Genomic DNA, 26,750 nt, shown 5'->3' with positions numbered 1-26,750 from the left:
CGAGAAATGAGAAAAGATAAGATTTATGTTTCGATAGTAGTTCCAATTTATAACGAAGAAGAAAATTTGCCGATTTTATATGAAAAAATAAAAACAGTAATGGAAGAGTTAAAAAGGCATTGGCATGACAAAGATTATGAAATCATCTTTGTAAATGATGGCAGTATTGATAAATCTTGGGAAATTATCAAAAATTTAGCTGAAAAAGATTATCATATGGTTGGAGTTAATTTTAGGAGAAATTTTGGTCAGACTGCTGCTATGGCTGCAGGCTTTGACATAGCAAGAGGTGAAATAATTATAACCATGGATGGGGATTTGCAAAACGACCCAGAAGACATTCCAAGATTATTAGAAAAAATCAATGAAGGTTACGATGTAGTTAGCGGTTGGAGAAAAGACAGAAAAGATGCATTTTTAACCAGAACTTTACCATCTAAAATAGCTAACTGGTTGATATCTAAAGTAACAAAAGTCTATTTACACGATTATGGATGTTCACTGAAAGCTTATAAAAGCGAGGTTGCAAAAAGTTTAGACTCTTATGGAGAAATGCATAGATTTTTGCCAGCTTTAGCAAAATTAGTAGGAGCAAAAATTGCTGAGATTCCTGTTAAACACCATCCAAGAATATACGGAAAATCAAAATATGGAATATCTAGAACTTTCAAAGTAATTTTAGACTTAATATGGGTAAAGTTTTTACTTGATTACAGAAACAAACCACTTAGGGTTTTTGGTGGTTTTGGAATGCTATTTTCTGTCTTGGGCATTTTGATTCTTTTATATCTGGCATGTGTAAAAATATGTTTTGGACTCCCAATTGGTCATAGACCACTTCTAATATTTGGCGTCCTTTTCTTCTTGACAGGTATTCAGCTTATTTCAACAGGTTTAATAGCTGAATTGATAATAAGAACTTACTACGAGTCTCAGGGTAAAAAACCTTATGTAATAAAAGAAGTAATTCAACATCAATAAATGAACACAAAGAAGCTTTTTCATTTAATATTTTCATTAGTTATTACAACAGCTTTTATAATTCTATTTGAAAAATATATTGGTTTTGAAAACTTCTTGAATCTTTTTAAACAGATATCGGTTTATCAGTTTTTTATAGCTTTCTTTTTTTACTTTTTAAGCTATTTAGTAAGAACTTACAGATGGAGTTTTACATTAGACCTAAAAGAATTTAGCAAGCTTTTTAAACTTACAGTTTACAATACATTTTTTAATATCATCTTGCCTTTTAGAACAGGTGAAGTTTCTTTTTTTTATCTTCTTAAAAAGGAAGGAGTTCATATAGTAGATTCAACAATGAGCTTTCTCATTACTCGTATATTCGATGGTCTTGGTTTGATGGCGGTTTTTGCACTTAGTTATTTAACTTTTAAAGGATTTCTGTCTTTAGCTTTAATATTATTTTTGGTAATTCCTTTTAGCTTTTATATTTTTATATTTATTTTAAAATTTATAAAACATGAGAAAGTTAAAAGTTACAATAAAGACAAACTTAGATTTTCTAATCTTGCATGTATTTATCTTTTGTCTGTTTTAACTTTTATTTTGAAGTTTACAGCGTTTTATTTTGTTATACCAACTCAAATAGATATATCATTTTTCCAAACAATTTTAGCATCAGCAACTGCAGATTTGACAACCATCCTGCCAATTCATGGAATGGCGGGTATAGGTACCTATGAAAGTGGATATGCAGGAAGTTTGATATTTTTGTTTAACATAGATAAAAACACAGCGTTTTTACTGTCTTTTTTGGTACATACTTTTATACTTTTTTCAAGTAGTTTACTTTTTGTTTTGACTATAGTGTATTTTAAATTTCTTAAAAGCAAGAATTGATAGAACTTTAGATGAGAAATTAAGAATTTTTTTAGCAAGAAATTCAGTAAAAGTAGAAAATTCTTCACTTCGCTCAGAATGATATACAAAATTATCTTTTTCTCTAATGTTTATCAATCAACCTTTCTCTGTCATCCTGAGGGCCGGCCGAAGGATCTCTTTTTTAAATTCTATAAAAACTACTAATTTCTCACCCAAGGTGTTAAGAACTTCTTAGATATTTAAAAAGAATATCCTTCAGACTTAATAAAGTTCTAAGGACAACAGACAAAGTGACGGATGATGGGTGAAAAAATTATTAACATCTTACCTCTAACATTTTTTCAATTTCCTGCTCGATATATTTAACACTTATTTACTTATTGATGCATAAATTCTATATTAAAATTAAGTTTAAAAATACGAAGGTTAAATTTAAACTTATCCTTTAAAAATTGCATCTAATTTTTCTTTTACTATTTTTGCAGTAATTTCTGCAACGTATCCTTTTAACTCTGTTTTTATCATTCTTTCAATTTCTTGTTTCATCATTAACTCTGCTTCTTTTGCTAAGGTTACTTTTAACTGATTTTTTATGTCCTCAAGCTCCCTTCTAGCTTCATCTTGAAAGTCTATTTGGAGGTGATCAATAATCGTATTCATAGCTTTGTCGTTCTTTAACATATCTTTTACCATTTCCATGGCCAACCTTTTTATATCTTCTGAAGAAATAGTAATATTAAAGTTGGTTACCATAATTTCTTCTCCTCCTTCTGTAATTTTATTTTCTTTCTCTATTTCTTGAATAAACTCTGTTAAGGGCTTAGTAACAATTTCTTTTTTTTCTTCTGCTTTTGTTGCTTCTAATTTTTCTTCTTTATTTTCTTTCTTTTTATCTCCTTCCACGTATTTTTTAATCTCTTCACTTAACTCTTCAGATGAAGACTTTGTAGTATTTTCTTCTATCTTAGTTTCAATACCGATTTCTTCAATATTAAAGTTTTCTAATTCTTTTTCTAAAAGTAAATTATCTATATTTAAGAGGTTTTCCTCTTTATCTTCGTTGAAAGATATATTAGTTGGTTCCAATTTTATGTTTTCAAATTCAATTTCAAATAAAGATTTATCTTCTACTTTTTCTTTAGAAGTAGATTTATTCTCAAATTCTATATCAAAGAAATTATCAAAACTTTCTTTCTTGTTTTCTGATTTTGTTCCTTCTTCATTAATTGATATTACATTAGGTTCAAAATCAATTAAACCTTTTTCTATATTAAACAAATCTGCATTATTAAATAAGTCTTCAAGTTTTTGATTTTCAAAATTTTCGGCTTGATTTTCTTTTTCAGTTGCAAAAACTTCGGTTAAACTTTCAACTTGCCGAGATTGAATTTTCTCTGTTTGAACTGTGGTGTTTTTTAATATCTCTGGTAGAATTGTAAGTGATTCTGATTTTGGTATGAATTCAATATTGTCACTAAAGCTTTTTTTGTTTATAGGGTTTTCTGGGACTGTTAATACAAGATATCTTATTTTTTTTTCTCCCAGTTTTCCAATTAAATATTTCAAATCATCTTCTGCAAAAATTCCTGATGAAGTATCATAAATAATCACTTTAAAATCTTTTTGTGGATAATCCTTAATTAGTGATAAACTATCTGCATATACTTCAACATTATTCATCTTTAATAAGTTAATCAAGTTTTCTAAAAATCTTATGTCATATGATACTACTGCAATACTCATAAAAAACCTCCTTTACATTTTTATAAACTTCTTTTCGTCAAAAATTTTGTATAATTAAATTAACATAAAAAATATAATCGTGGAGTAGAAAAAATGCAATTTAAGGAAGTTGACTTGCCGGGTATAGGGAAAAAGTTTTCTATTATTACAACAGGAAAGGAAAAGGTGTCTGTAATCATTCATCTGTCCGGGAAGAGGGAAATTTACTTTTTTGAAAAAGGTGATTTCGATGAACCTGCATGCTCTTTCGTGCTTAACGAAGAAGAAGCAAATCAGCTTGGCTCTGTATTGATGGGCACATTCTTTAAACCTGAAGCAAAAGAAGAAAAGGAAATGTTCTTAAAAAATCTCATAATTGAATGGATTTCTTTGGAAAAAGACTCTCCTCTTATAAACAAAAGCATAAAAGAATCTGAAATAAGAAAAAAAACCGGAGCATCGGTTGTTGCTATTATACGCGGAGATTTAACAATAACTAATCCATCACCGGATGAAATCTTAAGAGAAGGAGATATTATTGTATTAGTCGGAAATAAACAACAAATAGAGAAATTCTATGAAGTTTTTTACCCTGCTTGTGAGCTAAGATAATGGAATACTCATCGGTAAATTTTTTATTAAGTCTTGGATTAATTACGTTAGTTTTATTTATCGTTGGTTTAATAGGAAAATTCTTAAAATTTCCAACAATTATACTTTTCATACTTATTGGAATTATTTTCGGAAAATATGTTCATGAAGATAAAACCTTAGAACATTTAAGTGAAATAGGGATTGTATTGTTGTTTTTCTATTTAGGGCTTGAATTTAATATTGCAAGGGCAATCGATGTAGCAAAAAGAATATGGGTTGTTGGTTTTATAGATTTATTTTTTAATTTTTTCGTGCCGTTGATTGTTTTAAATATATTAGGATTTGAGTTTTTGGTCTCGATATTAGGGGGTGCAATAGCATACGCATCTTCATCAGCTATAACCTCTAAGATAATTGTAGATGAGAAAAGAATTGCAAACCCAGAAACAGAAATGATCCTTGGTTTAATGGTCTTTGAGGATATTATTGCTCCGATAATGTTGGCTGTCTTGGCAGGATTTTTATCGGGACAAAACATAGAAGGAATTGTAATCGGAATAATAGCTTTAAAAGTCCTGGCAGTATTTTCTTTTGTATTTCTAGTCTCAATTACTTTTAAAAATCAGCTTGCTTTTTTAATCGACAAGATTTTAAACGAGGATTTATTTATATTGTTTGCCTTTGGCGGTCTTATAACTTTTGCAGGCCTGACTTACTCGCTTGGTCTATCTGAAGCCTTAGGAGCTTTCTTGGTAGGTATGTTAATTTCTGAAACCGGAAAATCAGAAGAAGTTGAAAAAAGTATGTTATCTATCAGAGACCTTGCTGTTGCTATATTTTTCTTTCTATTTGGTGCAAATATTGTATTAGATGAAAAATTATTAAACATTAAAACTATTTTGGTTTTGATAATTTTAATCGTAATTTCTGCAGTTGGTAAATTTTTAACTGGATACTTAGGGGGCAAAATATACGGACTATCTAAAAGAGCCTCTATTACAGCAGGATTCTCGATAATCAATAGGGGTGAGTTTTCAATAGTTATATCAAAGCTCTCTCCAACAGCGTATTTATCATTTTTTGGTGTATACATATTTTTTATAGCCTTGATAGGTATATTTTTTGCTCAATATGCACCGAAACTGTCTAAGTTAATCGTAAAACCAAAGCAACATAAATAGAGAGTGTTTTCAAATTTTAACTAAGTATTAAAATTAATACCTCGGGTGAGAAATTCAAATATAAATCAAAACATCTAAAAAACTCCTTGGCGGTAGTTAAAATTGTAATAGCAAAAAATTCCACCAAGGAAGTAAAAATGCAAAACTCTAATCTTTATTTTACACTATTTCAAAAAATCTATGAGCATTTAACTATACTTTTAAACGTTCAATCAAAAAAGAAAGCAGGTAGACCACCTAAGGTATCTGATTTACAGCCTGCAGCTTTATATATCACATCCTACATTTCAAACACTCCTGTTCTTACACTTGCCAGATTTCTAATTTGTGCTTATATTCAATGCCTAGCATCTATATAGAAAATCAAAATCAGAGAGAGTTTATAAAATCCTTAGAGAATATTGGCTAAGAAGAATCACGATTATTATGATGAAAGTATTTACTATAGACTTTTGGTTATAATGATTTCATCCAGCAAGCTATCATGAAGTAAGGTTATCAAGAATAAGACACAAAATGAGTAAGTGGTTTAGATTTTTGAATGATTATTGAAGCAGTGAATTCTCAAATAAAGAATCTCAACCTTACAAGTAGATGGAGAAAGATTAAGACTTTAAAGTATAGGCGGATTATTTTGAACAGTTAACTCACAAGCAGTCTCATTATAATACCATTTTTCTCACTTTTTTACACCTTTCTAATCATCAGACCTTTCAAATAAAAAGATGTTGGAATATTTAATATGTATGGATGGTCTTTGTCTTGAGTAAAAAACTGAACAAATTCTGCCATATTTTTAGTATCTTTCAAACTGTCGTATGTAGTGTTTATCAAATCTTCTAATGTAATATTTTGTGAACAAGAGAAAATGGCAAGATATCCATCTTTATTTAGTAGTTTTAAACTGTTTAAGATTAAATATTTAAAGCCTCTAAGTGCATCATGTTTTTCATTTTTACTCTTTGCAAAAGGTGGTGGGTCAAGGATTATCAAATCATATTTATCTTTTTCTTTCTTTAAAAAATCAAAAACATCTTCTTTTACCATCTCGTAATTCTTTAAATTGTTTAACCTTGCGTTTTCTTCCGCTTGTGATAAAGCAAAGCTTGAAATATCTACAAATTTTATAAATTCAGCCTCTTTTTTACCACAGTGGATCCCAAATCCTCCTGCATTACAAAATAAGTCTAATACTTTAAATCCTTCTTTTACATATTCAGAAGTTAACTTTCTGTTAGCTCTTTGGTCTAAATAAAAACCTGTTTTTTGACTTTCTTGTAAAGAAACTAAAAATTTAACATCATGCTCAAAAATCAAAATCTTTTCTGGCATTTCTCCAAAAAGTACTTTCTTTTCTGTTTGCAGACCTTCTTTTTCTCTTGCTTTTTCATCAGACTTTTCTATTATTCCTTTAGGCTTAATTATATCAATCAAAGAATTTAGAATAATCTCTCTTAACCTTTCCATTCCGTATGTATTAATTTGTAATGATAAATAACCATCGTAATAATCAACTATCAAGCCTGGCAATCCATCTGCCTCTGCATGAATTAATCTGACTGCATTTGTTATTTTTAACAGTTCTTTTCTTTTATCAAAAGCTTTTTCAATCTTTTCTTTTATAAAATCTTCATTTATTTGAACATCTTCAAAGGATAAAATTCTTATAGTTATCTTGCTCTTTGGATTTATGTATCCAACTCCGCAGAAAGTGTTTTTAAAATAAACCTTAACTAATTCTCCGGGGGTAATGTCTTTTGGTATTTTTTTGATTTCTTTGTTGTATATCCAAGGATTTTTAGACAGTATTTTTTCATAGCCTTCTTTTGTTATTTCTACTTTTTTATATGCCAAATTATTCTCCCGCCAATCTAAAAACATTTTTTATATCTTGACAAAAAGTTTCTTCCTCCTTTGGATTTCTAAGAACATAAGCCGGATGGTATGTTATATAAACCTTTTTATCCTTAAACTCTAATACACTTCCCCTTTCTTTTATAATTTTTGCTTCTTTCTTAAAAATTCCTCTGTATGCAGTAGCTCCAAGTAAGCATAAAACTTTTGGATTGATTATTTCTATCTGTCTTAATAAAAAAGGAATGCAAGCTTCTTGCTCTTCTATTGTTGGTGTTCTGTTGTTAGGTGGTCTACATTTGTTAATGTTGGCAATATAAACCTCTTCTCTTCTATGTCCTGCATTTTCTATACATTTTGTAAGTAGTTTTCCTGCTCTTCCAACAAAAGGTCTTCCTTGCTTATCTTCTTCCTCTCCGGGAGCTTCTCCGATGAACATAATTTTAGCATTAACATTACCTTCACCCAAAACAGGATTTGTTCTATTTTTGTGTAAATCACATTTTGTGCAAGTTTTAATCTCTTCATAAATCTTGTTCAACTCTTCTATTTTATCTATTTGATTACTTGATTTTTGATTTAAGATAGGTCTATCTAAAATAATCTCTTCAAAACCAAGCTCTTTTAAAACTTTAAGATAATTTTTATCTATCATACTTTTTCCTTTTTCTGACAATCTTCACAAATTCCAAAGATTTCTAATCTGTGATAAACTGGTTCAAAGATGTATTTTTTACATACTTCATTTTGAATAGATTCTATTTTCTCATCGTGAAATTCTATAATCTTTCCACAGCTTAGACAGATTAAATGGTCATGATGTTCTTTGTTTGCAACTTCGTAAAATGTTTTATTGCTAAGCTTAATTACTTCTTCAATATATCCCAAATCTTTCAGTATGGCTAATGTTCTATAAATTGTCGAACGTGATGCTTTGAGATTTTTTTCTCTTGATTTGAAAACTAAATCTTCTATTTCGAAATGACCATTAAAATTTAATATCTCGTCAATTATTTCTAATCTTTGCTTTGTAAGTTTAAAATTTTTTAGCTTTAGCTTTTTTATAAGATCTTCTTTGTTAATCAAGATTTACCTCTTTTTTAAATCCGGTCTGATAAGATTAAATATATTACTTTCATCAACCAAACAATAATCAGCTCCGCCGAGTCTTCCAACTACTTTTAACTTTCTATTATCTACGTATCCTTTTTCGTTAAGCAGCTGGTCTTTTATATGAAATTTCAAAATCTCTCCAAAAATTAGTCCCATATCTGCAATTTCTAAAATCATAAACTTTTTACATTCTATATTAATAGGTGATTCAGCAATTCTCGGGGAATTTACTAAATCAGATTTTATAGGTGTAAGATTTGCTTCTTTAAATTCATCTATGCTTTCGTCAAATGGCGATGCAGTAATGTTCATTTTTTCTGCAAGGTCATAGGTAACTATGTTTATGACAAAATCTCCTACTTCTTCAATGTTTTTCCAAGTGTCTTTTTTTCTATCATCATCTTTTTTTCCAATAGAGATTGCAATAAGAGGCGGGCTTGAAGATATTCCCATATAAAAGCTAAAAGGTGCTATGTTAAATATACCATCTTTTGATACAGTGGAAACCCAAGCAATAGGCCTTGGAACAATAGTACTTATCATAAGTTTATATATTTGAGTTTCATTTAAATTTTTAACATCGAATTCCATCAATCATTTTCTCCTATCAATTTTGTGCTATTTTTAATATACCACTGGTCAATATAATCAACAATTTCATCAATGTTATCCATCTGTTTGAATAGCTTTGTATCTTCTTTATCAATATATCCATCTTTTACCACCACATCATTTAGCCATTGTACAAATCCATTCCAATATTCACTGCCGTATAGTATAACTGGAAAAGGTTTAAGCTTCTTTGTTTGTATTAAAGTTAATGTTTCTGTTAATTCATCAAGGGTTCCAAACCCTCCTGGAAATAGGACAAACGCTGTTGCATACTTTACTAACATAACCTTTCTTGCAAAAAAATAATTAAAATTTAAGATTTCCGTAAGAAATTTGTTTGGTTTTTGCTCTTTTGGAAGCTTTATGTTTAAACCGACCGAATTTCCGCCTGCTTCAAATGCTCCTCTGTTTGCAGCTTCCATAATTCCCGGTCCACCACCGGTTACAATAGAAAATCCTTTTTTAGAAAGTTTAAAAGCTAACTCTTTTGCAGCTTCATAGTATTTGTTTCCTTCTTCTACCCTCGCAGACCCAAATATAGTAACAGAGGGCAGAAAATTTGGCATAACTTCAAATCCATCAATAAAGTCTCCAATTATTTTAAACAACCTCCAAGATTCTTCTTTTTTCATTTCATTGATAATATAGCTGTTCATTTACAAAGACTCCCAAGAAATTTTGATTAATATTTTATATCAAGTTATTTTTAAAAATTAAGTTGCTTTGTTTAAGAATAAACTTTACTGACGGAAAGCTTTTTAACTTTAAAGTGATAATATGATTACTGATTTTTTATTTGAATATAGCAAAAGATTTACTTCAATTTAGAGAAAGTTTCTGAGAAAGTAATATTGGATATTAAATATTAAAAATAAAAAAGTGGCATTTAAGCCACCCACAAAAAATTTTATTTAAATGACAAAAATTAATTATTCATATACTATTTTTGGTGATAAAAAGATTAAAAGCTCATTTGTTTTTTCTTGTTTATAGGTTTCTTTAAATAAATTTCCAAAGATAGGGATATTCATTAAACCCGGTACTCCACTGTTTTTTAAATCTTCCGTCTTTTCTAAAATTCCTCCGATTGCAATAACAGAACCATCTTTAGCAACTACTTTACTTGTTACAGTTTTTGTTTGAATAGGAGGATTACCTAAAATTAAATTTTTAAAGTCTGGTATATCCTGAGTAATTATTAAATCCATAATGATATTTCCATCAGCAGTGGTTCTTGGCGTTACATTTAATTTTAATACAGCTTTTTTAAACTGAACATTTCCAGGAGTCGTAGCAGTAACACCAGTTACGTAAGGAACCTCGTATCCCTGAGTAATTTCTGCTGTTTCACCATCTATTGTTACAATTTGTGGTTTAGAAAGTATTTTAGACCTTCCTATACTTTGTAAAGCTGATAATCTAATATCCAAAAAGTTTTGTAATCCACCCAAAACAAATCCAATAGCAAATCCTCCTGGAAATGTTGCATTAGCAGGAAAATCAACTGCATATCTTCCAGTGCTAATTGCACTTGTAGATCCGCCACCTGTAATTATTTTTGTATTATTGTTATCTATATTACTTGCTAAACCTCCCCATTGAATACCTAAATCTTTCAAATTACTTGTGCTTACTTGAACTATTCTTGCTTCTATGGCTATTTGATATGGTCTATCAAGTAGATAATCTGAATATTTGTATTTAATTTTTTCTATAACCTTAGGTGTATCAGTAATGCATATTCTTGGAAGATTAGCAATCATGGTTTGCGTCGGTTTTACGGTATCACTAACAACTCCGACTTGGATTGGTTGAGCTGTATTAGTTGTACTACTGCCTACCTGTACAGTCTCTTTAGATTTGAATACTATTGTCCCATTTTCAGAAAGATCTTTTTCTTTAATATTTTCTATTAATTCGCCAGGGTCCAAACCCCTTGCATAGAAACATTTAGTCTCTACTTTTTCCTGAGTTGCTTGACCTACTATTCTTGTTATTTTTGTTATATTTTCTTTTGTATCAAAAACTATTAATTTTTCTTTTGATTTATCGTAATCATACTTTCCAAAAACTCCTAAGTTTTCGGCTATCTTGTCTTCTATAGACTTAAAAGTTTCATATGGAATGTTAAATTCTTTTTTGATAAATTGACCCTCTTTTTCTTGAATTTTTGCAAGGTCTTCAGACTGTTTTTTAATAGAGTCTAAATAAGAAGTGATAACATTCTTTAATCTATTTATATTATCTTTATCATCCTTAACTAAAATGGAATAACTTAAATTATCAACTTTTATAGACGCAGCCGGCGATGCATACTTTTTAACTTGAGAAACAAGACTGTTAAACATATCTTTTCCAAAGGCTTTTATTATTTCTGGTGGTACTGATACAAAATACTCATCAGCAACTTTAATTTTATAAACCCCTCCCTCTTTAACAGGAATAAGACCATTTTCAAGCAAAACTAAATTAAAAAGACTTTCAGATTCTATAGGCTTTCTTATAGCAATAGATACTAATTTGTCTTTTTGTCCAATAGCATCTTTATCCCAGATAACATTAAAATTAGAAATTTGAGATATAGCATCAACAACTGTTGACAATTTAGCGTTTGTAAATTCCGCAGATAATTTTTCTGCATAGCTTATATCAACGCTTAAAGTTAAACCTGCTATTGATGCTACAATTAGCTTTTTTCCATTTCTCATTCTATACTCCTGAAACAAACTACCTTAATAACTATCTATCATTTCGTCAAAATATAATTAAAAGTTTAAAAAGTTTTAATGTTGGGTCAGAAAATTTTATAAAAATAGAAAGCGGAAGATTTTTGCCGGCTACAGAATAGCATCATTAAATTCAGGATAATACCATCAGATTGTTCTTTGTCTTCTGAGGACGTAAGTTATAAGGGTTTCTTTTTTTAAAATTTTATAATTTTACGTAAAATTACTAATTTCTTTACTTTCCCTTACTTTAACTCTTTCATCAATTTTTATTATTTCATCAAACAAAAAGTGTTCTATTTTTGGCTTTTGTCGATTTTTTTTATAAAGAATTTCTGCTATTTCTGGATAATCTTTAACATTTTTGTAAAAAAATGGTCTTCCTACCGCATCTCTAAATCCGGATAGAATTATAGCAGTTAATAATAGATCAATATCTATTGTCGGATAATTATCGTAAATACAAAGTGCCAATGAACCTGTAGATGCAACTCTTTCAAGAACTCCATGTTTATAATTTCTTGATTTTTTATCTTTGGCTATTAAAAACTTTTCATAAAGTTCATTGTTTTCAAATATTTCTTTTATCAATTCTTTGTATTTGGGTTTTCTAATATTACTTTTTATCAGCTCTAACTGGTGAAGTAAAAAATCCAATGCATACGGACTTTTATCCATTTTCTAATACTCTTTTATTAATTTTTATTTTTGCTTTTTTCTTTAAGCTATCAACATACATTTGATATACATCGTTGAATTTTTGAGATTTTACGAAAGGAAGAATTGTTTTTTTCGTTTCATCAACCTGAGATTTATCCGGTTCTTTTATTTCAGTTAGCTTGAATATTAAAATTCCATTTTCTGTCGAGATTGGTTTGGATGTCTCTCCAACTTTTAAGTTAGCAAGTTTATTTAAATCCTCTCTTTTTATTCCAAATTTGACAACCAATTCTTGAATTGTGTTATCAGAAATAGTTTGTTTTTCTGTTTTATTTTGCTTTAATAGCTGTGTTATATCAGTGGTTTTTTGCATATTTTTTAAAGCTTTTTGTGATAACTCTCTTTCTAATTTTTGTTTAATTTCATTTCTAACCTGCTCATAAGGTATTGATTTTAAAGATTCTCCATTAAATAATGAAATGTAATACCCATTTTGTGTTTTAGTGAATGAAACTTTTTTATCTTTATTTAAGGAATTTACATCTTCTTGAATTTCTTTTGGTAAGTTTTGAATTTCTTGGTTAGAAAAAACATCTCCTTCAAAAACTTTCTCAACTTCTGTTGGGACAGATTGTAAATTTCCACTTTTTGCTTGCGTAAATAGCTGTTTTGCTAACTGCTGTGCTTTATCATCACCTAATTTTTGAATATTTATTTTATAAACTGTTATATTTTTTCCTGTTTGTGCTGAATAATCTTTTTTATGCTCTTCGTAAAACTTTTTTATCATATCTTCTGTAATTTCTGGAACATTCGGTTTTATTATAGTAGCTTCACCGCTCACTCTTGTAAGTTGTTTTTTGGTAAAAGTTTCTATCTCTTCATCACTAACATAGATTGTAGATAGCAGAATTGTTTTCAAGTTATTGATCGATAGTTCTTTTCTTAAAATATTTTCAAAGGCATCGGGAGTTAATCCAAAAGAGTTTATAATTTGTAAGTATGTTTGTTTATCAAATTTTCCATTGACTTGAAATGCAGAAATTTTTAAAATCTCATTTTTTACCTGCTCTGAAGTTGCTGTTATTCCTTCCTTTTCTGCTTCTTGATATAAAAGTTCTTTTTCTATTAAATCGTTTACAACTTCTTTTTTTATTTGGTCTTTTAGATTAGAAATATCAAGATTTTGCATTTGCATATTTCTTGCTGTCATTTCGTATGCGTAATTAAACTCATAAAATGGAATTTCTTTGCCATTTACTTCTGCGACACCATTAATTTCACCACTTAATTTGTAAACAATTATAGCTACTATAGACGTTGCTACAAATGCAAACACTGTTGTAAATAAAACAATATTCTTCCATTTAGATTGAGAAATCTTATCAAACAATTTTCAAGCTCCTGTAAAGTTTTATATTTCTTTAATATTATATACCATACCCTTATGTGAGAAATTGAAAATTATTGAATTCTTAACTTACATTCGTAATGAAAAAGAAATTGTAGAAATATTCATTGATATACGTCGGGTGAGAAATTCAATAAAAGTATGAGATTCTTCGCCGGCTTCAGAATGACGATGTGGATTTTTACAAGCAGTCTTAACAACAACGTTGATTTTTACAAACATTCTCAATTTATGCCTCCATGTTTAACTCTATTACAAATATACCACCTTCAGAAGATGGTACTGCATATATTTTACCTTTGTGTTTTTCTACAACTTCTTTTGCTATTGATAATCCAAGCCCGCTTCCTTTTGGTTTTTTAGAGTAGTAAGGTAAGAATATTTTGTCAGCATCTTCTTTGCTAATACCTTTTCCATTGTCTTTAAAGATAATTTTAATCTTGCTGTCTTCTTTATAAACAGAGATTTTTAAACTGCTTGCCTCTTCATAACTATTTTGGACGATATTTATAAATGCTTGTTTTAAAAGCTTTAAATCTCCTTTTATCTTAAAATCACCCTCACATTCAATAGATATACTAAATTTTTCATCTTTATAGCTTTCTGTGATCTCTCTTAGAAGGTTGCATAAATCAATTTCTTGAAGATTTAATCCATACAAAGAATTTCCAAACTGATTAAACTCTCTTACAAGATTTGCTAAATAGTCCGTTTCTTGAGTGATTATTCTTACTGAATTTTCAACGATTTCATCAAAGTTTGGATTTTGTTTTTTCCAGCTTCTTAGAATTCTTTCTGCCGATAGCTTTATTGGGGTTAATGGATTTTTTATTTCATGGGCTATTCTTTGTGCCACATCTTTCCACATACTTAGTTTTTGTGCTGCTATTATATCTGTAATGTCATCAAAAACTATAACATAACCTTTATCTCTTATGTTGCTGACCTTAACTATAAGCGTTCTACCGCCTTTTTCTATTATCTGCTCTTTTTTACTATCAAGATTTACATTTAAAAATTTTGCAAATTCTTGAATATCGCTTTTTCTAAAATTTAAAACATCTTGACCTAAAATAATGGTTGCTGCATTGTTTATATTTTCGATATTGCCATCTTCCGATGAGTATATCACACCGGTGCTAATGTTGTTTAAAATTGTTTCTAAGTATTCTTTATTCTTTCTTAAGATAGTGTTCCTTTCTTCAAGTTTTTTATACAGTAAATTTAATCTTTCAACCATTCTGTTGAATTCTTCAATCAAAATGTCAAACTCATCTTGGGACTTAAGATTTATTTTTACGTTTAAATCTCCTTCTGATAATCTTTTTGCTCCTTCTACCAGTGCTTCAACAGGTTTTGTGATGTTATTGACAATAAACCTACTAAACCAAACAGTGGCAAAAATTACAGCCATTGTAATCGTAAGTAAAATTAAAATGTAGCTTATTCTTATTGGTGTTTTGTAGTTTTTTAGGTCATTATAAATTTGCAAAATTAAAGCTGTGTCTTCTTTTGATAATAAAAGCTCTTTTGGAAATTCGTAAACAAGGATTATTTTCTGATTTGTTTTTAGTTTACCATTGAAAACTATTTTATTTTCATAAACGCTAAAACCTTCTTTGTACAATGCATCAAAAACTTCTTTGTCATAAGGCTTGCCATAAAATTGTATCAATCTTCCGTCAATGTCATAGATTGTCAATGTTCTTAGATTAAAAATATCAACTGCATCTTTTGGGTCTATTTTATTTTCATCAATTAGTCTATAAACTCTGTAAAGCCAATCTTGATTAGATTGAATGTTTTGACTTAATATCTCATCCAACTTCCCAAGGGCATTGCCAACTTTTCCGGCAAACCATAAATTTGTTGCATTTGAAATTATTGATACTGAAACTGTGAAAAGTATTAATGAAGGTATAACAACAAAGGAGATTAAAATCAGTGTAAGTTTTATTTTTAACTTTCCTTTAATCCCCTCTTCAAACAGTATTTTTATAAGATATCTTAGGGTATACGCAAAAATGATGATAAAAAAGATTAGGTCAAGATTCAGTATAAAAAGAAATACATATGGATTTAAAACATCTTTGACCTTTTCAAGCTTTCCAAAAATATAGTAATTGCCTGCTATAAAAAGAAATAAAGAAGCTGAAAATATTATTAAATTTCTTTTTAGATTTTCTCTTTCAGTCAAAGCTCTCTTGGTGGGTTTCCTAAGTATTCTATTTCTGTTTCTTCATCAAGCCTTCTAAAAATAACTCCTTCTGTTAGCTCTTCAAATGCGTGTGCAACTAAACCGGGTATTCTTCCGATTATAAAAAACCCTTTTCCAAGTCTGTAATCAAAACCCATATCTGATGTAATGGCTGCAATTGCCCCATCTACGTTTAAAACAAGCTTTTTTCCTTTTATTTTTTCTATTGCATCTTCTAAGGCTACAGCAAACTCACAATATTTACCATAAAATCCAAGCTCTTTTGCCAAATCTAACAATTTTTTGCTTCTTGGGTCAAAATCTTTGTAATACTTATGTCCATAGCCGGAGATTCTCCATTTTTCTTCTACGGCTTTTTTAGCTATTCTTTCTGCAAGTCTATAAATATCCTCTTCATCTTTTGCGTATTCTTGAAAGAATTTCATTGCATCTTCTAAAGCTCCACCATGATATTCTCCAAAAGCTAAAACACCCGCTGCAACGCCAACGTGAAGTTGATTTCCACCGGAGATTACATTTCTAAGTGCTACAACAGATGGTGGTGCAACTCCATGGTCTATTACAGATGTAAAGATTGCATCAAACATTCTTCTTTCGTTTTCTGTTGGAAGTTCTCCTTTTAACAAAAGATAAATGCTTTCTGAAAATGTAAGCTTTCCAATCATCTGAGTTAACGGATAGCCTCTGATATATGTCTCTTCTTTTGTGTTTAATGTAATTTTAGTTTGCCATTTTTTAGCCATGGTTAGCTCCTTTTTGACTTTTGTCTTTGTTTGTATAAATTATAGTCATATGTTGAGTGAGAAATTCAATAAAAACATGAGATTCTTCGCTTCGCTCAGAATGACGGAATAAGGTTATTCCTTTTCTGATGCTTATCATTTAACCTTTCTCTGTCATCCTGAGGACGTAAGTCCGAAGGATCTCCTCTTTATATTCTACAAAAAATGCCAATTTACTGCCAAAGTTGTTATATAAACTTTAAGCTATCTAATACATAATCCGGATTTAAAGATAATGCAAACTCTTTATTTCCATAGCCTTGTAAAACTAACGCCGTTTTTATTCCTGCATTTTTTCCTGTTAAAACATCAGTTTCACTATCACCTATGATTATGCTTTTATCTTTATCGGATTTTAGCTTTTCCAATGTGTAAAAAACCGGCAATGGATGAGGCTTTTTTTCTGATGTTGTATCAGCACCTACTACTAAATCAATATAATCAATAACATTTAATTTTTTTAAGATTTCAACAGATAAAACTTCATATTTGTTTGTTACAACTGCAACTTTTTTTGAAAGCTCTTTCAATTTTTTTAATGTCTCTTCAGCTCCTTCATAAAGTCTTGAATGTATTACAGGATTTGAATAGTAAAATTCTTTAAAATATTCTAATGCTTTATCTTTAATTTCTTGTGGATATTCGGGAATTAAGTCCTCAATAAGCTTTTTTGCTCCGTACCCAACCTTTGAGATTATCTCTTCCTCTGAAAATGTTTTAAGATTTAACTTTTCAAATGCGTAGTTTGCCGCTAAGGCTATATCTTTTCCTGAATCGAGAAGTGTCCCATCAAGGTCAAAAATGTATAACTCTAAATGTTTCATTGAATCTTAAATTCTTGATATTTTTCTTTGATTTTATCGATCCATTTCGTTTGATTTAATGGTTCAGGCTCTTCATCCTTAGTTTGTGGCTTTTTGTAATTTACTAACACATAAACTTCTTCATCTTCTTTAATAAGACCTAAATTTTCTCTTGCTTTCTTTTCTATGTAAAATGGGTCGTTTTGCAAGTAGTCTATAGTTCTTTGAAGTTTTTTATTTTCTGATTTAAGTGATTCAACTTGACTTAAAAGCTCATTTCTGGTCTTAACTTTGTCAAAGTATTTAAAAATATTATTTTCTCCAAAAAGAATAGTATATATTGTCAAAAGTAATGTAAATAAAACCGTGAGCTTAAGCCCACGGTCTAAAACTTTATGTTCATTCCTCAAATTGGAATTTCTTAAATACTTGTTTTCCTTTGAAGATTGCGTTCTCACCAAGTTCTTCCTCTATTCTAATTAATTGGTTATATTTTGCTATTCTATCTGTTCTTGATGCAGAACCTGTTTTAATCTGTCCTGCATTGGTTGCTACCGCTAAATCTGCGATAAATGCGTCTTCAGTTTCTCCAGACCTGTGAGAAATGATTGCTGTATAGTTATTAATTCTTGCCATTTCTATAGCATCTAACGTTTCGGTTAAAGTACCAATTTGGTTTAATTTTATTAAAACTGAGTTTGCTATGTTATTTTTAATCCCTTCTTTTATAATTTTTGGATTTGTTGTAAAAAGGTCATCTCCAACAAGTTGAACTTTGTTTCCAAGTGCTTGTGTTAAGTTTTTCCATCCTTCCCAGTCATTTTCAGCCAATCCATCTTCTATAGATACTACTGGGTACGTTCCTACGATTTCTTCGTATAAGATTATCATGTCATCAGATGTTAATTCTCTTTTTTCAAATAAGTATTTTCCATCTTTATAAAATTCAGAAGATGCGGCATCTAAGGCAATAAAGATATCTTCGCCGGGTGTGTAACCTGCTTTATCTATTGCAAGCATTAACATGTCTAATGCTTCTTTTGTCTCTCTTAAAGCAGGTGCAAATCCGCCTTCATCTCCAACGTTTGTTGAGTAGCCTTTTTCTTTTAATACAGATTTGAGAACGTGAAATGTTTCAACGCCTGCTCTTAAAGCTTCTTTAAATGAACTGCCGCAAACTGGAACGATCATAAACTCTTGAAAATCTAATTCGTTGTCTGCGTGTGCTCCGCCATTGATTACGTTCATAAGTGGAACAGGTAAAACCTTAGCATTAACTCCGCCTAAGTATCTGTATAATGGCATTTCCTTTTCTATTGCCGTAGCTCTCGCAACTGCTAAAGAAACCGCTAATATTGCATTAGCTCCAAGGTTTGATTTATTCTCTGTTCCATCTGCCTCTATCATAAGTCTATCTATTCTAACTTGGTCTTCTGATTCTTCACCGATTAAAAGGTCAGCAATTTTTGTGTTAATGTTTTCAACTGCTTTTAAAACACCTTTTCCAAGAAATCTTTTTTTATCTCCATCTCTAAGCTCCAATGCTTCATTAGCTCCTGTTGATGCTCCGCTTGGAACTATTGCAGATGCAACAACACCGCTTTCAAGAACAACAGTAGCTTCTACCGTTGGGTTTCCCCTTGAATCTAAAACTTCTCTTCCGATAATGTCTATAATCGTTGACATTTTAAGACCTCCTTTTATAGTCTATAATATGCTGCTAATGCTCCTGCTATTGCTGCAACTAAATCTTCAATATTTCTCTCTTGCTCTTTTAAGTTAAAAGTTGGTAATTTTTCATCTATGTATTTTGTTGTAAATTTACCATTAATAAAATCTTCGTCTCTGACGATTGCTCTAAGAAGTGGGAGGTTTGTTGGCACACCCCGAACGATAAACTCATCTAATGCTCTTCTTGCTCTATTTACCACATCTTGCCATGTTAAAGCCCAAACAGATAACTTAGCTATCATAGAATCATAGTATGGTGGTATTACATAATCCTTATAAACTGCCGCATCTACTCTAACACCCGGTCCACCTGGAGAGTGGTAAGATGTAATAAGTCCAACCGATGGTGCAAAGTTTTTAGCCGAGTCCTCTGCGTTTACTCTAAACTCGATTGCGTATCCTCTCATGGATATATCTTCTTGTAAGAAAGGTAGCTTTTTACCTTCAGCAATTTCTATCATTTTTTGGACAATATCTATTCCTGTTACCATTTCTGTAACTGTATGCTCAACCTGAAGTCTTGTATTCATCTCAATAAAATAAAAATTATTGTTTTCATCTACTAAGTACTCGATCGTTCCAACGTTTTCATACCCAACTTTAAACATTGCTTTAACTGAGGTTCTGTAAAGCTCTTTCTTTACTTCTTCATCTAAGGATGGAGACCTTGCTATTTCTACTATTTTTTGATGTCTTCTTTGTATAGAACAGTCTCTTTCTCCAAGATGAACTACGTTTCCATACTTATCAGCCATTATCTGAATTTCTATGTGTCTTGGATTTTCAACGTATTTCTCTATAAAAACATCACCTTTTCCAAAGAATTTTTTGGCTTCATTGTAAGCAGACTGGAATAAGGTCTCAAATTCAGATTCAGACCTTACAATTCTCATACCCCTTCCGCCACCACCATAGGCAGCTTTAAGAATAACCGGATATCCTATCTCATTTGCTATTTCTTTAGCCTTTTTCATATCAGATATTGGTTCATCGCTACCCGGCAGGATTGGAACGCCAAGCTCCCTCATTTTTTTCTTTGCCGCCATCTTATTACCAAAGAGTGCAATATGCTCCGGCTTTGGACCAATAAATATGATTCCCTGTTTTATGCAGTACTCTGCAAACTCTGGGTTTTCTGATAAAAATCCGTATCCTGGATGGATTGCATCACACTTAGTTTGTTTTGCTAAATCTACTATTCTAAAGTAATTTAAATAAGCTTGGATTGGGTCTCCTGGAATCAGATAAGCTTCGTCAGCTTTTTTAACATAGATACTTTTTGCATCTGCTTCTGAATAGATTGCTACCGTCTTTATTCCAAGCTCTTTACATGCCCTAACTATTCTCGTTGCTATCTCTCCTCTGTTTGCAACAAGGACTTTTTTAATCTCTCTTGGCATTGCCTTCATGTATTCTTTCTTTGAAGAAATTTTTTTAACTGATTTGTAAAGTGGATTATTTTTACTCATACTGAATATCACCTTCCATGTTTTCTATAAATGCTTCATGTAAAGACCTTACTGCAAGCTCTGCATACTTTTCATCTATTAAAACTGATATTTTTATCTCTGACGTTGAGATTGCATATATATTTATACCTTCTCTTGATAAAACTTCAAACATTTTTGCTGCTGTTCCTGCATGGGTTTTCATACCAAGACCAACGATAGAAACTTTTGCGATTTTATCATTTCTTTCAACTTCTTCAGCTCCTATTTCTTGTGCTACTTCTTTTGCTATTTCTTCTGCTACATCTGCATCTGTCTTGTTAACTGTAAATGATATATCAGTAAAACCTTTGTGTGAAACGTTTTGAACTATCATATCAACAACGATGTTTCTATCTCCAAGAGCTCTGAATAACTTAGCTGCAACGCCTGGCTTATCTGGTACCCTTACTACAGTAATTCTTGACTCTTTTAATTCGTGAGATATTCCTCTGACAATCATTTTTTCCATTTCTTCATTCTCCTCCACTATCCAAGTTCCTTCTTCGTCGTTAAAAGATGACCTTACGTGTATTTTAACACCATACTTTGCTCCAAATTCTACAGACCTAATTTGCATAACTTTTGAACCAAGAGATGCCATCTCCATCATCTCTTCATATGATATAACCGGTATTTTTCTTGCATTTTCAACAATTCTTGGGTCTGCTGTAAAAACACCCGGTACATCTGTATAAATCTCGCATACATCAGCTTTTAAAGCTGCAGCTAAAGCAACGGCAGAAGTATCAGAACCACCTCTACCCAGAGTTGTAATATCTCCCCCTTCTGTAACACCTTGAAATCCTGCAACTATAACAACCTTTCCTTCATCCAAATGTTTTCTGATTCTATGTGTATCTATTTTTTTAATTCTCGCCTTTGTATGTACATCATCAGTAATAATTGGAACTTGCCAACCCGTTAAACTTATAGCATCTATTCCAAGCTCTTTTAATGCAATAGCTACCAATCCTATTGCCACCTGCTCACCTGTAGAGACTACCATGTCTTGCTCTCTTGGGTCAGGTCTTGATGATAACTCTCTTGTTAAACCAAGCAGTCTATCTGTCTCACCACTCATAGCAGAAGAAACAACTACGACTTTATTCCCGGCATCTACTGCCTTTTTTATTTTTTTTGCAACATTTTTAATTCTTTCTATATTTCCAACAGATGTTCCGCCATACTTTTGAACTATTAAAGGCAATTAAAGAGACCTCCATACATAAAAATATTTAGTTTATTATAACAAAAGCATTATTTTTTTGCTTAATTATAAATGATGAGAAATGGGTGAGACTATTCTAAAAATCAAAATTGTCATTCTGTAGCTGGCAAAAATCTCCTACTTTTATGAATTTCTAACCTGATATATTTAAATATACCTTGGGTGAGAAATTAGCGGTTTTTATAGAATTTAAAAATGAGATCCTTCGGCCTTAAGGCCTCAGGATGTTCTATGTGGAGTATTAGATTTTATTGTTTTATCTACATTCATTCCACAGCCAAAGAAGAATCTCCTGCTTTGCTAAATACATTCAAGCCAAGCTTAACTTATGATATAATAACTAAAAAATCCATATGAGGACAAGTAATGCTAATAAAGTTTTTTATCAAGCCAAGAAAAGGTGTTCTTGACCCACAAGGTAGAGCAGTTGCAGAAAGTTTAAAATCCTTAGGATTTAATAATGTAAAAGATGTTAAAGTAGGAAAATATATAGAAGTTTACGTAGACAGTACAGACAAAGAAAAAGCCATAGAAGAAGCTAAAGAGATGGCAAAAAAAGCAATCGTCAACGACCTTATAGAAGACTATGAAATACAAGTGGTGGAGTAAAAAATGAGATTTGGAGTTGCTGTATATCCAGGTTCTAACTGTGATTATGACACTTATTACGTAATTAGAGATATTCTAAAAAAGGAAGTTGAATTTATTGATTATAGAGAAACAGATTTATCTAAATACGATTGCGTTATAGTTCCCGGCGGATTTTCTTTCGGAGACTATTTAAGACCTGGAGCAATAGCATCCCACACTCCACTAACTCAAGCATTAAAAGATTTTGCATCAAAAGGAAAGTTTGTAATTGGAATATGCAATGGCTTTCAAATCCTTACAGAAGCCCATTTGCTACCAGGTGCACTACTGCCAAACAATCATGGAAAATTTGTGTGTAAGCATCAATACTTAAAAGTAGAAAATAATGAAACTCCGTTTACAAAAAATTTAAGCAAAAATCAGGTTATAAAGCTTCCTATCGCACATCACGATGGAAACTACTTCGTTGACCCAGAGACTTTAACAGAAATGGAGAAAAACGGACAGATAATTTTAAGATATTGTGATGAAAATGGTATAGTAGATGAGTCTACAAATCCAAATGGCTCAATTGAAAATATAGCGGGTGTTTGCAATAAAGAAAAAAATGTATTTGGACTTATGCCACACCCAGAAAGAGCCTGCGAGTCAATCCTTGGCACAGCAGATGGATTGCTATTGTTAACATCATTAATAAATTAGGAGAAGATAATGACAGATATAGAAAGAAAGAAATTAGAAGAGTTGGTTGCAAAAGTTTTTACGTTAGCATATGAACTTGGGACAAACGTTGATGAACTTTTTAGAGAAGTAAGACAACTTAGATTTGAAACAAAAGATAAAGACTTTGAAGCAGCACTTATAAACTTGGAACATGCATTTTTTATGGTTGCTCAATCAATTAATATTTTGAAAGATCAAACAAGAAATACAATAACTTCAACCAAAAAAATTGCTTAAAGAGAATACCGAGCTAAAAGTAAACATCAAAGGTTTTGAAGTTTTAGATAACGGAGAGATAAAGTATCTTGAAGATATTTTAACTCCTTTAATTCTTGTTGAAAACATCCCAAATTACAAAGAAAATGTTTTTTGGTATAAGATTAGAAATCTATGGGTTTTGGTCGGAAAAATTCCACCGCTTACAATAGAATCCAATGATGTAATCTTGTTCAAAGAAAAAGGAAAGTGGGGACTATTTAAAATCTTAGAAAAAAAAGATAGCATGCTTATCTTAACAGATGGTAAAGGTTTAAGAAAAACAAAAGTAAAAGAAGAAAATCTTACAGAGCTGAATTTGCTTGGTAAAGTATTAAGAGTTCAAAACAAGGTGTAGAGAAATGATAAGAAAAATAATCGTTTTGGTTGTTCTTATTTTAGCCTCTAAATCTTTTGCTAAGGATATACTAAAAGATAAGTTTGGCAATCCTGTAAAGCTTCCAGAAAATAAGTTAATTGTGCTTAATTTTATGGCTTACAGCTGTGGTCATTGTATGGCTGAAATTCCAACCATTAAAAAAGTATTAAGAGAACCGGAATTTAAAAATAATTTTGTTGTGATTGCTTTTGCAATAGATGGAAAACAAAACGATTTCAAAGATCCAGAATTTCCAATCTATGCAAATCATCCGGAGAATCAGGTAAGGTTTCCAATCTTAGGAACACCTACGACTTACATAATAACTCCAAACGGTAAAAAGTTAATTACAATATATGGTGCTTTAACAGAAGAAAATTTTAGAAAGTATTTAAAAGAGGCTTTAAAGAAAGTCCAAAGCGCGCCTGGCAGGATTTGAACCTGCGACCTTCGGCATCGGAAGCCGATGCTCTATCCAGCTAAGCTACAGGCGCATCACTTTATTAAAGATTTTAACAAATTAATATTTACTCTGTCCATATCTCCCTCTTTTGGTGTTTCTAAGATAAAAGGAAGTTTACTAAAATCTTCATCATTTAAAAATATTCTGAAACCCTCTAAGCCAATAAAGCCTTTTCCAATATGTTCATGTCTATCTTTTTTAGAGTTAAAAGGAGCTTTAGAATCATTACAATGTATAACTTTTATCTTTTCTAAAAGATTATAATCTATAAGCTCTTTTTTAAAGCTATTAAATCCTTCGTCGGTGTTTATCTTATACCCGGATGCAAATATATGGCAAGTGTCAAGACAAACGCCTATTTTTTCATCTTCAAAAGGCTTAATTAGTGTATAAACTTCTTCTAATGTTGCTCCAACTTCTCCGGATTGGCCTGCTAACGTTTCAACTAAAAATGTTGTATTTTTTAGATTTAACCTGCTAAATATCTCTTCAAAAGCTCCTAAGATTCTATCTATTGCCTGCTTTTTTGAATTTCCTTTTGACTTTCCTGCATGAATCACGTAATAATCAATTTTTAACTCTTCACAAAGTTCCAGTTCCTGTATTACGCTTTCTATGGATTTTTTGTATAATTCTTCTTCGAAGGATGCTAAATTAAAAAGATACGAAGCATGTACTACTAACGGATGAATTTTATATTCATTTTTCTTTTGTAAAAATCTTTCTTTTTCTTCATCAGTTCTTTCTATCCAAGCCCAAGAGTTCCCCTTTGCATAGACAAATATTCCATGTATGGAAAAATATTTGTCTATACATACCTAACTTGGCGTCAGGCTCTGACAAGGGTTTAGAATACTCTCAAGATAATCCTTAAAGTATGGATTATCTTTTATAATATTCAAGGGAGGACTCTTGCACCCTTTCAGTCTCTCAAGATACCTTTCTACCAGCATCTTGAGGACTTGCTTTTTTGTCAGATACGAATTCCCAAGAGAACTTCTCTTGAGAATATTCTTAGCTCCGTTTACTTGTGCGTTTATTTGTTTTTTGCATGCTTTACATTCAAATTCTTGAGTATCTTTTCTATTTTTCTTATCTATATATCCGCAGCTACTACATTCTTGGCTTGTATAAGCTGGGTTGATTTCTATTACTTCTATGCCGTATAATTCTTGCAGTCTTTGTAGTTTTTGCTTTATATATCTCTTTCCAAAATTCTGCAATAACCTATTCAATCTTTTAGAAAGCTCAGGAGATCTAAAATCTAATCTCTCTACAATAATTCTTTTTGGTTTGTATATTTCTACAATAACGTTTATCAATCTGTTTATCTCATTTTTCAAACAATCTCTTAAATTATCCACATACTTCCTATACTTCTTATCATCTCTTGGCTTTATGTTTCTCTTCTGTAGACTTGCCATTCTTTTTGTTATTTTCCTATCAAAAGCTTTCAAAATATCAAAGAAATTTCTACCAAACAGATCTCCCTTATCTGTTGCAAATAATGGGCTTAGTCCTAAATCAATTGCTATCTCATCAATAGCAGGTATGTATTCTTTCTTTTTCAACTGCTTTATTATTCTAAATTCTATCTTTCCGTCATTTTCAACTACCTGACAATAATTTAAAAACTCTCCTTCTAACTTTTCTGCATATACATTTGCTTTAAGTGGTATGTATATTGGCTTTCCTTTCTCTAATGTAGCTATTTTTAACCAATAATCAAAACTCTTAGCACCGTTTTCTTTTTTCTTGTTTATATCTATTACTTTACCGTCTAAATGCATTGAGATATTATTAAATCTTGGTTTTCTGTTTTTGCTAAGCAGATGCTTAAATATTTTTCTTGCCAACTTCTTGTGAAACTCTAAAACTTTAACCGTTCTTTTTTCTACATCTTTACCTTTTCTCTCATATATCTCTATCTCATCTTTATCATAAACAAGCCAACCTTTGACATTGTTTAGTGCAAGTAGTATTAACTTATCTTCTTTATTTAAGCTTGAATTAAACACGATATTAGCAAACTGATATTGAATATTTGCTATATAGCCGCTTAAAACATCGTAAGTTTGCCATAAACATACATACTTATAAAGCTCTGATAGATAACTTGGAATGTGCTTGACGTTTATTTTCTTTCTATGAAGAAGCTTGCCTGTGCGAAAGAAAATATACCACAGATAATTAGATATATCCTTAGCAGTTTTTCTGTATTCTTTGAGAGTGTTTTTGACTTTCTCTATTTTACTTTTGTTTGCATAATTTACAAATAGATAAGAGCCAAATATTCTATCTTCCGATGTTTTTTCTTTCACTTTACTACTCATTCTTTCTTTGTCTATTACGATAGTTTCATGGTAATACTA

28 protein-coding genes and 1 tRNA gene are annotated in these 26,750 nt (G+C 30.7%); 10 read left to right on the top strand and 19 right to left on the bottom strand.

The window, feature by feature from the left end:
* Nucleotides 1–6 precede the first annotated feature (6 nt).
* On the top strand, nucleotides 7–981 hold the full coding sequence (locus tag Q0929_RS00395; protein ID WP_299237612.1) for a glycosyltransferase family 2 protein: 975 nt from the start codon (nucleotides 7–9) through the stop codon (nucleotides 979–981).
* Complete coding sequence (locus Q0929_RS00390) at nucleotides 982–1,860, top strand: lysylphosphatidylglycerol synthase transmembrane domain-containing protein (RefSeq protein WP_299237611.1); 879 nt, start codon at nucleotides 982–984, stop codon at nucleotides 1,858–1,860.
* Between the two features lie 420 nt (nucleotides 1,861–2,280).
* Here Q0929_RS00390 and Q0929_RS00385 read toward each other — a convergent pair whose 3' ends face one another.
* Nucleotides 2,281–3,585 (bottom strand): hypothetical protein, encoded by a 1,305-nt coding sequence (locus tag Q0929_RS00385; RefSeq protein WP_299237610.1) that lies wholly within the window; start codon nucleotides 3,583–3,585, stop codon nucleotides 2,281–2,283.
* A gap of 93 nt (nucleotides 3,586–3,678) precedes the next feature.
* On the opposite strand from Q0929_RS00385, the gene Q0929_RS00380 reads away from it, so the two are divergent.
* The 3 genes from Q0929_RS00380 (at nucleotide 3,679) to Q0929_RS00370 (ending at nucleotide 5,698) form a co-directional block, all read left to right on the top strand.
* A complete protein-coding gene (locus Q0929_RS00380) occupies nucleotides 3,679–4,176 on the top strand; it encodes a cation:proton antiporter regulatory subunit (RefSeq protein WP_299237609.1) in 498 nt (165 codons plus the stop codon).
* A complete protein-coding gene (locus tag Q0929_RS00375; RefSeq protein WP_299237608.1) occupies nucleotides 4,176–5,339 on the top strand; it encodes a cation:proton antiporter in 1,164 nt (387 codons plus the stop codon). Before Q0929_RS00380 ends, Q0929_RS00375 begins: the two co-directional genes overlap by 1 nt.
* 137 nt (nucleotides 5,340–5,476) lie before the next feature.
* Nucleotides 5,477–5,698: a hypothetical protein gene (locus Q0929_RS00370; protein WP_299237607.1), complete on the top strand. Its 222-nt coding sequence runs from the start codon at nucleotides 5,477–5,479 to the stop codon at nucleotides 5,696–5,698.
* 328 nt (nucleotides 5,699–6,026) lie between these two features.
* Here the strand turns inward: Q0929_RS00370 and Q0929_RS00365 are convergent, their stop codons facing one another.
* The 15 genes from Q0929_RS00365 to Q0929_RS00295 all read right to left on the bottom strand — a co-directional run bounded on the left by Q0929_RS00365 (nucleotide 6,027) and on the right by Q0929_RS00295 (nucleotide 21,946).
* Nucleotides 6,027–7,193, bottom strand: a complete 1,167-nt coding sequence (locus Q0929_RS00365) for a class I SAM-dependent rRNA methyltransferase (RefSeq protein ID WP_299237606.1) — start codon at nucleotides 7,191–7,193, stop codon at nucleotides 6,027–6,029.
* A gap of 1 nt (nucleotide 7,194) precedes the next feature.
* Nucleotides 7,195–7,848 carry a uracil-DNA glycosylase gene (locus Q0929_RS00360; RefSeq protein ID WP_299237605.1) on the bottom strand — a complete coding sequence of 218 codons (654 nt, stop codon included), beginning with the start codon at nucleotides 7,846–7,848 and terminating at the stop codon, nucleotides 7,195–7,197.
* Complete coding sequence (locus tag Q0929_RS00355; RefSeq protein ID WP_299237604.1) at nucleotides 7,845–8,279, bottom strand: Fur family transcriptional regulator; 435 nt, start codon at nucleotides 8,277–8,279, stop codon at nucleotides 7,845–7,847. The genes Q0929_RS00360 and Q0929_RS00355 overlap by 4 nt, the downstream gene beginning before the upstream one ends.
* A 3-nt stretch (nucleotides 8,280–8,282) precedes the next feature.
* On the bottom strand, nucleotides 8,283–8,897 hold the full coding sequence (locus Q0929_RS00350) for a flavin reductase family protein (protein WP_299237631.1): 615 nt from the start codon (nucleotides 8,895–8,897) through the stop codon (nucleotides 8,283–8,285).
* Nucleotides 8,897–9,574 carry a TIGR00730 family Rossman fold protein gene (locus Q0929_RS00345; RefSeq protein ID WP_299237603.1) on the bottom strand — a complete coding sequence of 226 codons (678 nt, stop codon included), beginning with the start codon at nucleotides 9,572–9,574 and terminating at the stop codon, nucleotides 8,897–8,899. The genes Q0929_RS00350 and Q0929_RS00345 overlap by 1 nt, the downstream gene beginning before the upstream one ends.
* A gap of 273 nt (nucleotides 9,575–9,847) precedes the next feature.
* Nucleotides 9,848–11,626 (bottom strand): pilus assembly protein PilQ, encoded by a 1,779-nt coding sequence (locus tag Q0929_RS00340; protein WP_299237602.1) that lies wholly within the window; start codon nucleotides 11,624–11,626, stop codon nucleotides 9,848–9,850.
* Nucleotides 11,627–11,857: 231 nt separating this feature from the next.
* The gene (locus Q0929_RS00335; RefSeq protein ID WP_299237601.1) at nucleotides 11,858–12,322 is read right to left on the bottom strand and encodes a hypothetical protein; all 465 of its coding nucleotides are present in this window, start codon (nucleotides 12,320–12,322) and stop codon (nucleotides 11,858–11,860) included.
* Nucleotides 12,315–13,697, bottom strand: coding sequence for a SurA N-terminal domain-containing protein (locus tag Q0929_RS00330; protein ID WP_299237600.1), 1,383 nt, complete (start codon nucleotides 13,695–13,697; stop codon nucleotides 12,315–12,317). Before Q0929_RS00330 ends, Q0929_RS00335 begins: the two co-directional genes overlap by 8 nt.
* A 247-nt stretch (nucleotides 13,698–13,944) precedes the next feature.
* Entirely contained in the window at nucleotides 13,945–15,912 is a 1,968-nt protein-coding gene (locus Q0929_RS00325; RefSeq protein ID WP_299237599.1) for an ATP-binding protein, read from the bottom strand.
* Entirely contained in the window at nucleotides 15,909–16,676 is a 768-nt protein-coding gene (locus tag Q0929_RS00320; protein ID WP_299237598.1) for a citryl-CoA lyase, read from the bottom strand. Before Q0929_RS00320 ends, Q0929_RS00325 begins: the two co-directional genes overlap by 4 nt.
* 227 nt (nucleotides 16,677–16,903) lie before the next feature.
* Nucleotides 16,904–17,539: an HAD-IA family hydrolase gene (locus tag Q0929_RS00315; RefSeq protein WP_299237597.1), complete on the bottom strand. Its 636-nt coding sequence runs from the start codon at nucleotides 17,537–17,539 to the stop codon at nucleotides 16,904–16,906.
* Nucleotides 17,536–17,928: a septum formation initiator family protein gene (locus Q0929_RS00310; RefSeq protein WP_299237596.1), complete on the bottom strand. Its 393-nt coding sequence runs from the start codon at nucleotides 17,926–17,928 to the stop codon at nucleotides 17,536–17,538. Before Q0929_RS00310 ends, Q0929_RS00315 begins: the two co-directional genes overlap by 4 nt.
* Nucleotides 17,918–19,204 carry a phosphopyruvate hydratase gene (eno, locus tag Q0929_RS00305; protein WP_299237595.1) on the bottom strand — a complete coding sequence of 429 codons (1,287 nt, stop codon included), beginning with the start codon at nucleotides 19,202–19,204 and terminating at the stop codon, nucleotides 17,918–17,920. Before eno ends, Q0929_RS00310 begins: the two co-directional genes overlap by 11 nt.
* Nucleotides 19,205–19,218: 14 nt before the next feature.
* Nucleotides 19,219–20,649, bottom strand: coding sequence for an acetyl-CoA carboxylase biotin carboxylase subunit (locus Q0929_RS00300; protein ID WP_299237630.1), 1,431 nt, complete (start codon nucleotides 20,647–20,649; stop codon nucleotides 19,219–19,221).
* A gap of 61 nt (nucleotides 20,650–20,710) precedes the next feature.
* Nucleotides 20,711–21,946, bottom strand: a complete 1,236-nt coding sequence (locus tag Q0929_RS00295) for an aspartate kinase (protein WP_299237594.1) — start codon at nucleotides 21,944–21,946, stop codon at nucleotides 20,711–20,713.
* A 387-nt stretch (nucleotides 21,947–22,333) separates the two neighbouring features.
* On the opposite strand from Q0929_RS00295, the gene purS reads away from it, so the two are divergent.
* From purS to Q0929_RS00270, 5 genes are read left to right on the top strand one after another with little or no spacing between them, the layout of a single operon-like run.
* Entirely contained in the window at nucleotides 22,334–22,576 is a 243-nt protein-coding gene (gene purS / locus Q0929_RS00290; RefSeq protein ID WP_299237593.1) for a phosphoribosylformylglycinamidine synthase subunit PurS, read from the top strand.
* Nucleotides 22,577–22,579: 3 nt separating this feature from the next.
* A complete protein-coding gene (purQ, locus tag Q0929_RS00285) occupies nucleotides 22,580–23,260 on the top strand; it encodes a phosphoribosylformylglycinamidine synthase I (RefSeq protein WP_299237592.1) in 681 nt (226 codons plus the stop codon).
* A gap of 9 nt (nucleotides 23,261–23,269) precedes the next feature.
* Complete coding sequence (locus Q0929_RS00280) at nucleotides 23,270–23,518, top strand: hypothetical protein (protein ID WP_012460387.1); 249 nt, start codon at nucleotides 23,270–23,272, stop codon at nucleotides 23,516–23,518.
* Nucleotides 23,511–23,894, top strand: a complete 384-nt coding sequence (locus Q0929_RS00275; protein ID WP_299237590.1) for a hypothetical protein — start codon at nucleotides 23,511–23,513, stop codon at nucleotides 23,892–23,894. Before Q0929_RS00280 ends, Q0929_RS00275 begins: the two co-directional genes overlap by 8 nt.
* A gap of 4 nt (nucleotides 23,895–23,898) precedes the next feature.
* On the top strand, nucleotides 23,899–24,354 hold the full coding sequence (locus Q0929_RS00270) for a TlpA disulfide reductase family protein (protein WP_299237589.1): 456 nt from the start codon (nucleotides 23,899–23,901) through the stop codon (nucleotides 24,352–24,354).
* On the opposite strand, the gene Q0929_RS00265 is transcribed toward Q0929_RS00270, so the two are convergent.
* The 3 genes from Q0929_RS00265 to Q0929_RS00255 form a co-directional block, all read right to left on the bottom strand.
* Nucleotides 24,336–24,409: transfer RNA gene (locus Q0929_RS00265), tRNA-Arg, on the bottom strand. The two genes, Q0929_RS00270 and Q0929_RS00265, sit on opposite strands and share 19 nt — an antisense overlap.
* 1 nt (nucleotide 24,410) lies before the next feature.
* Nucleotides 24,411–25,163, bottom strand: a complete 753-nt coding sequence (locus Q0929_RS00260) for a deoxyribonuclease IV (protein WP_299237629.1) — start codon at nucleotides 25,161–25,163, stop codon at nucleotides 24,411–24,413.
* Between the two features lie 33 nt (nucleotides 25,164–25,196).
* Nucleotides 25,197–26,699, bottom strand: coding sequence for a transposase (locus Q0929_RS00255; protein WP_299237588.1), 1,503 nt, complete (start codon nucleotides 26,697–26,699; stop codon nucleotides 25,197–25,199).
* Between the last annotated feature and the right edge of the window lie 51 nt (nucleotides 26,700–26,750).

This window comes from Sulfurihydrogenibium sp. (assembly GCF_028276765.1).
In the GTDB taxonomy this organism is placed as follows: Bacteria; Aquificota; Aquificia; order Aquificales; family Hydrogenothermaceae; genus Sulfurihydrogenibium.
This window is presented reverse-complemented; position numbering and strand designations above follow the sequence as displayed.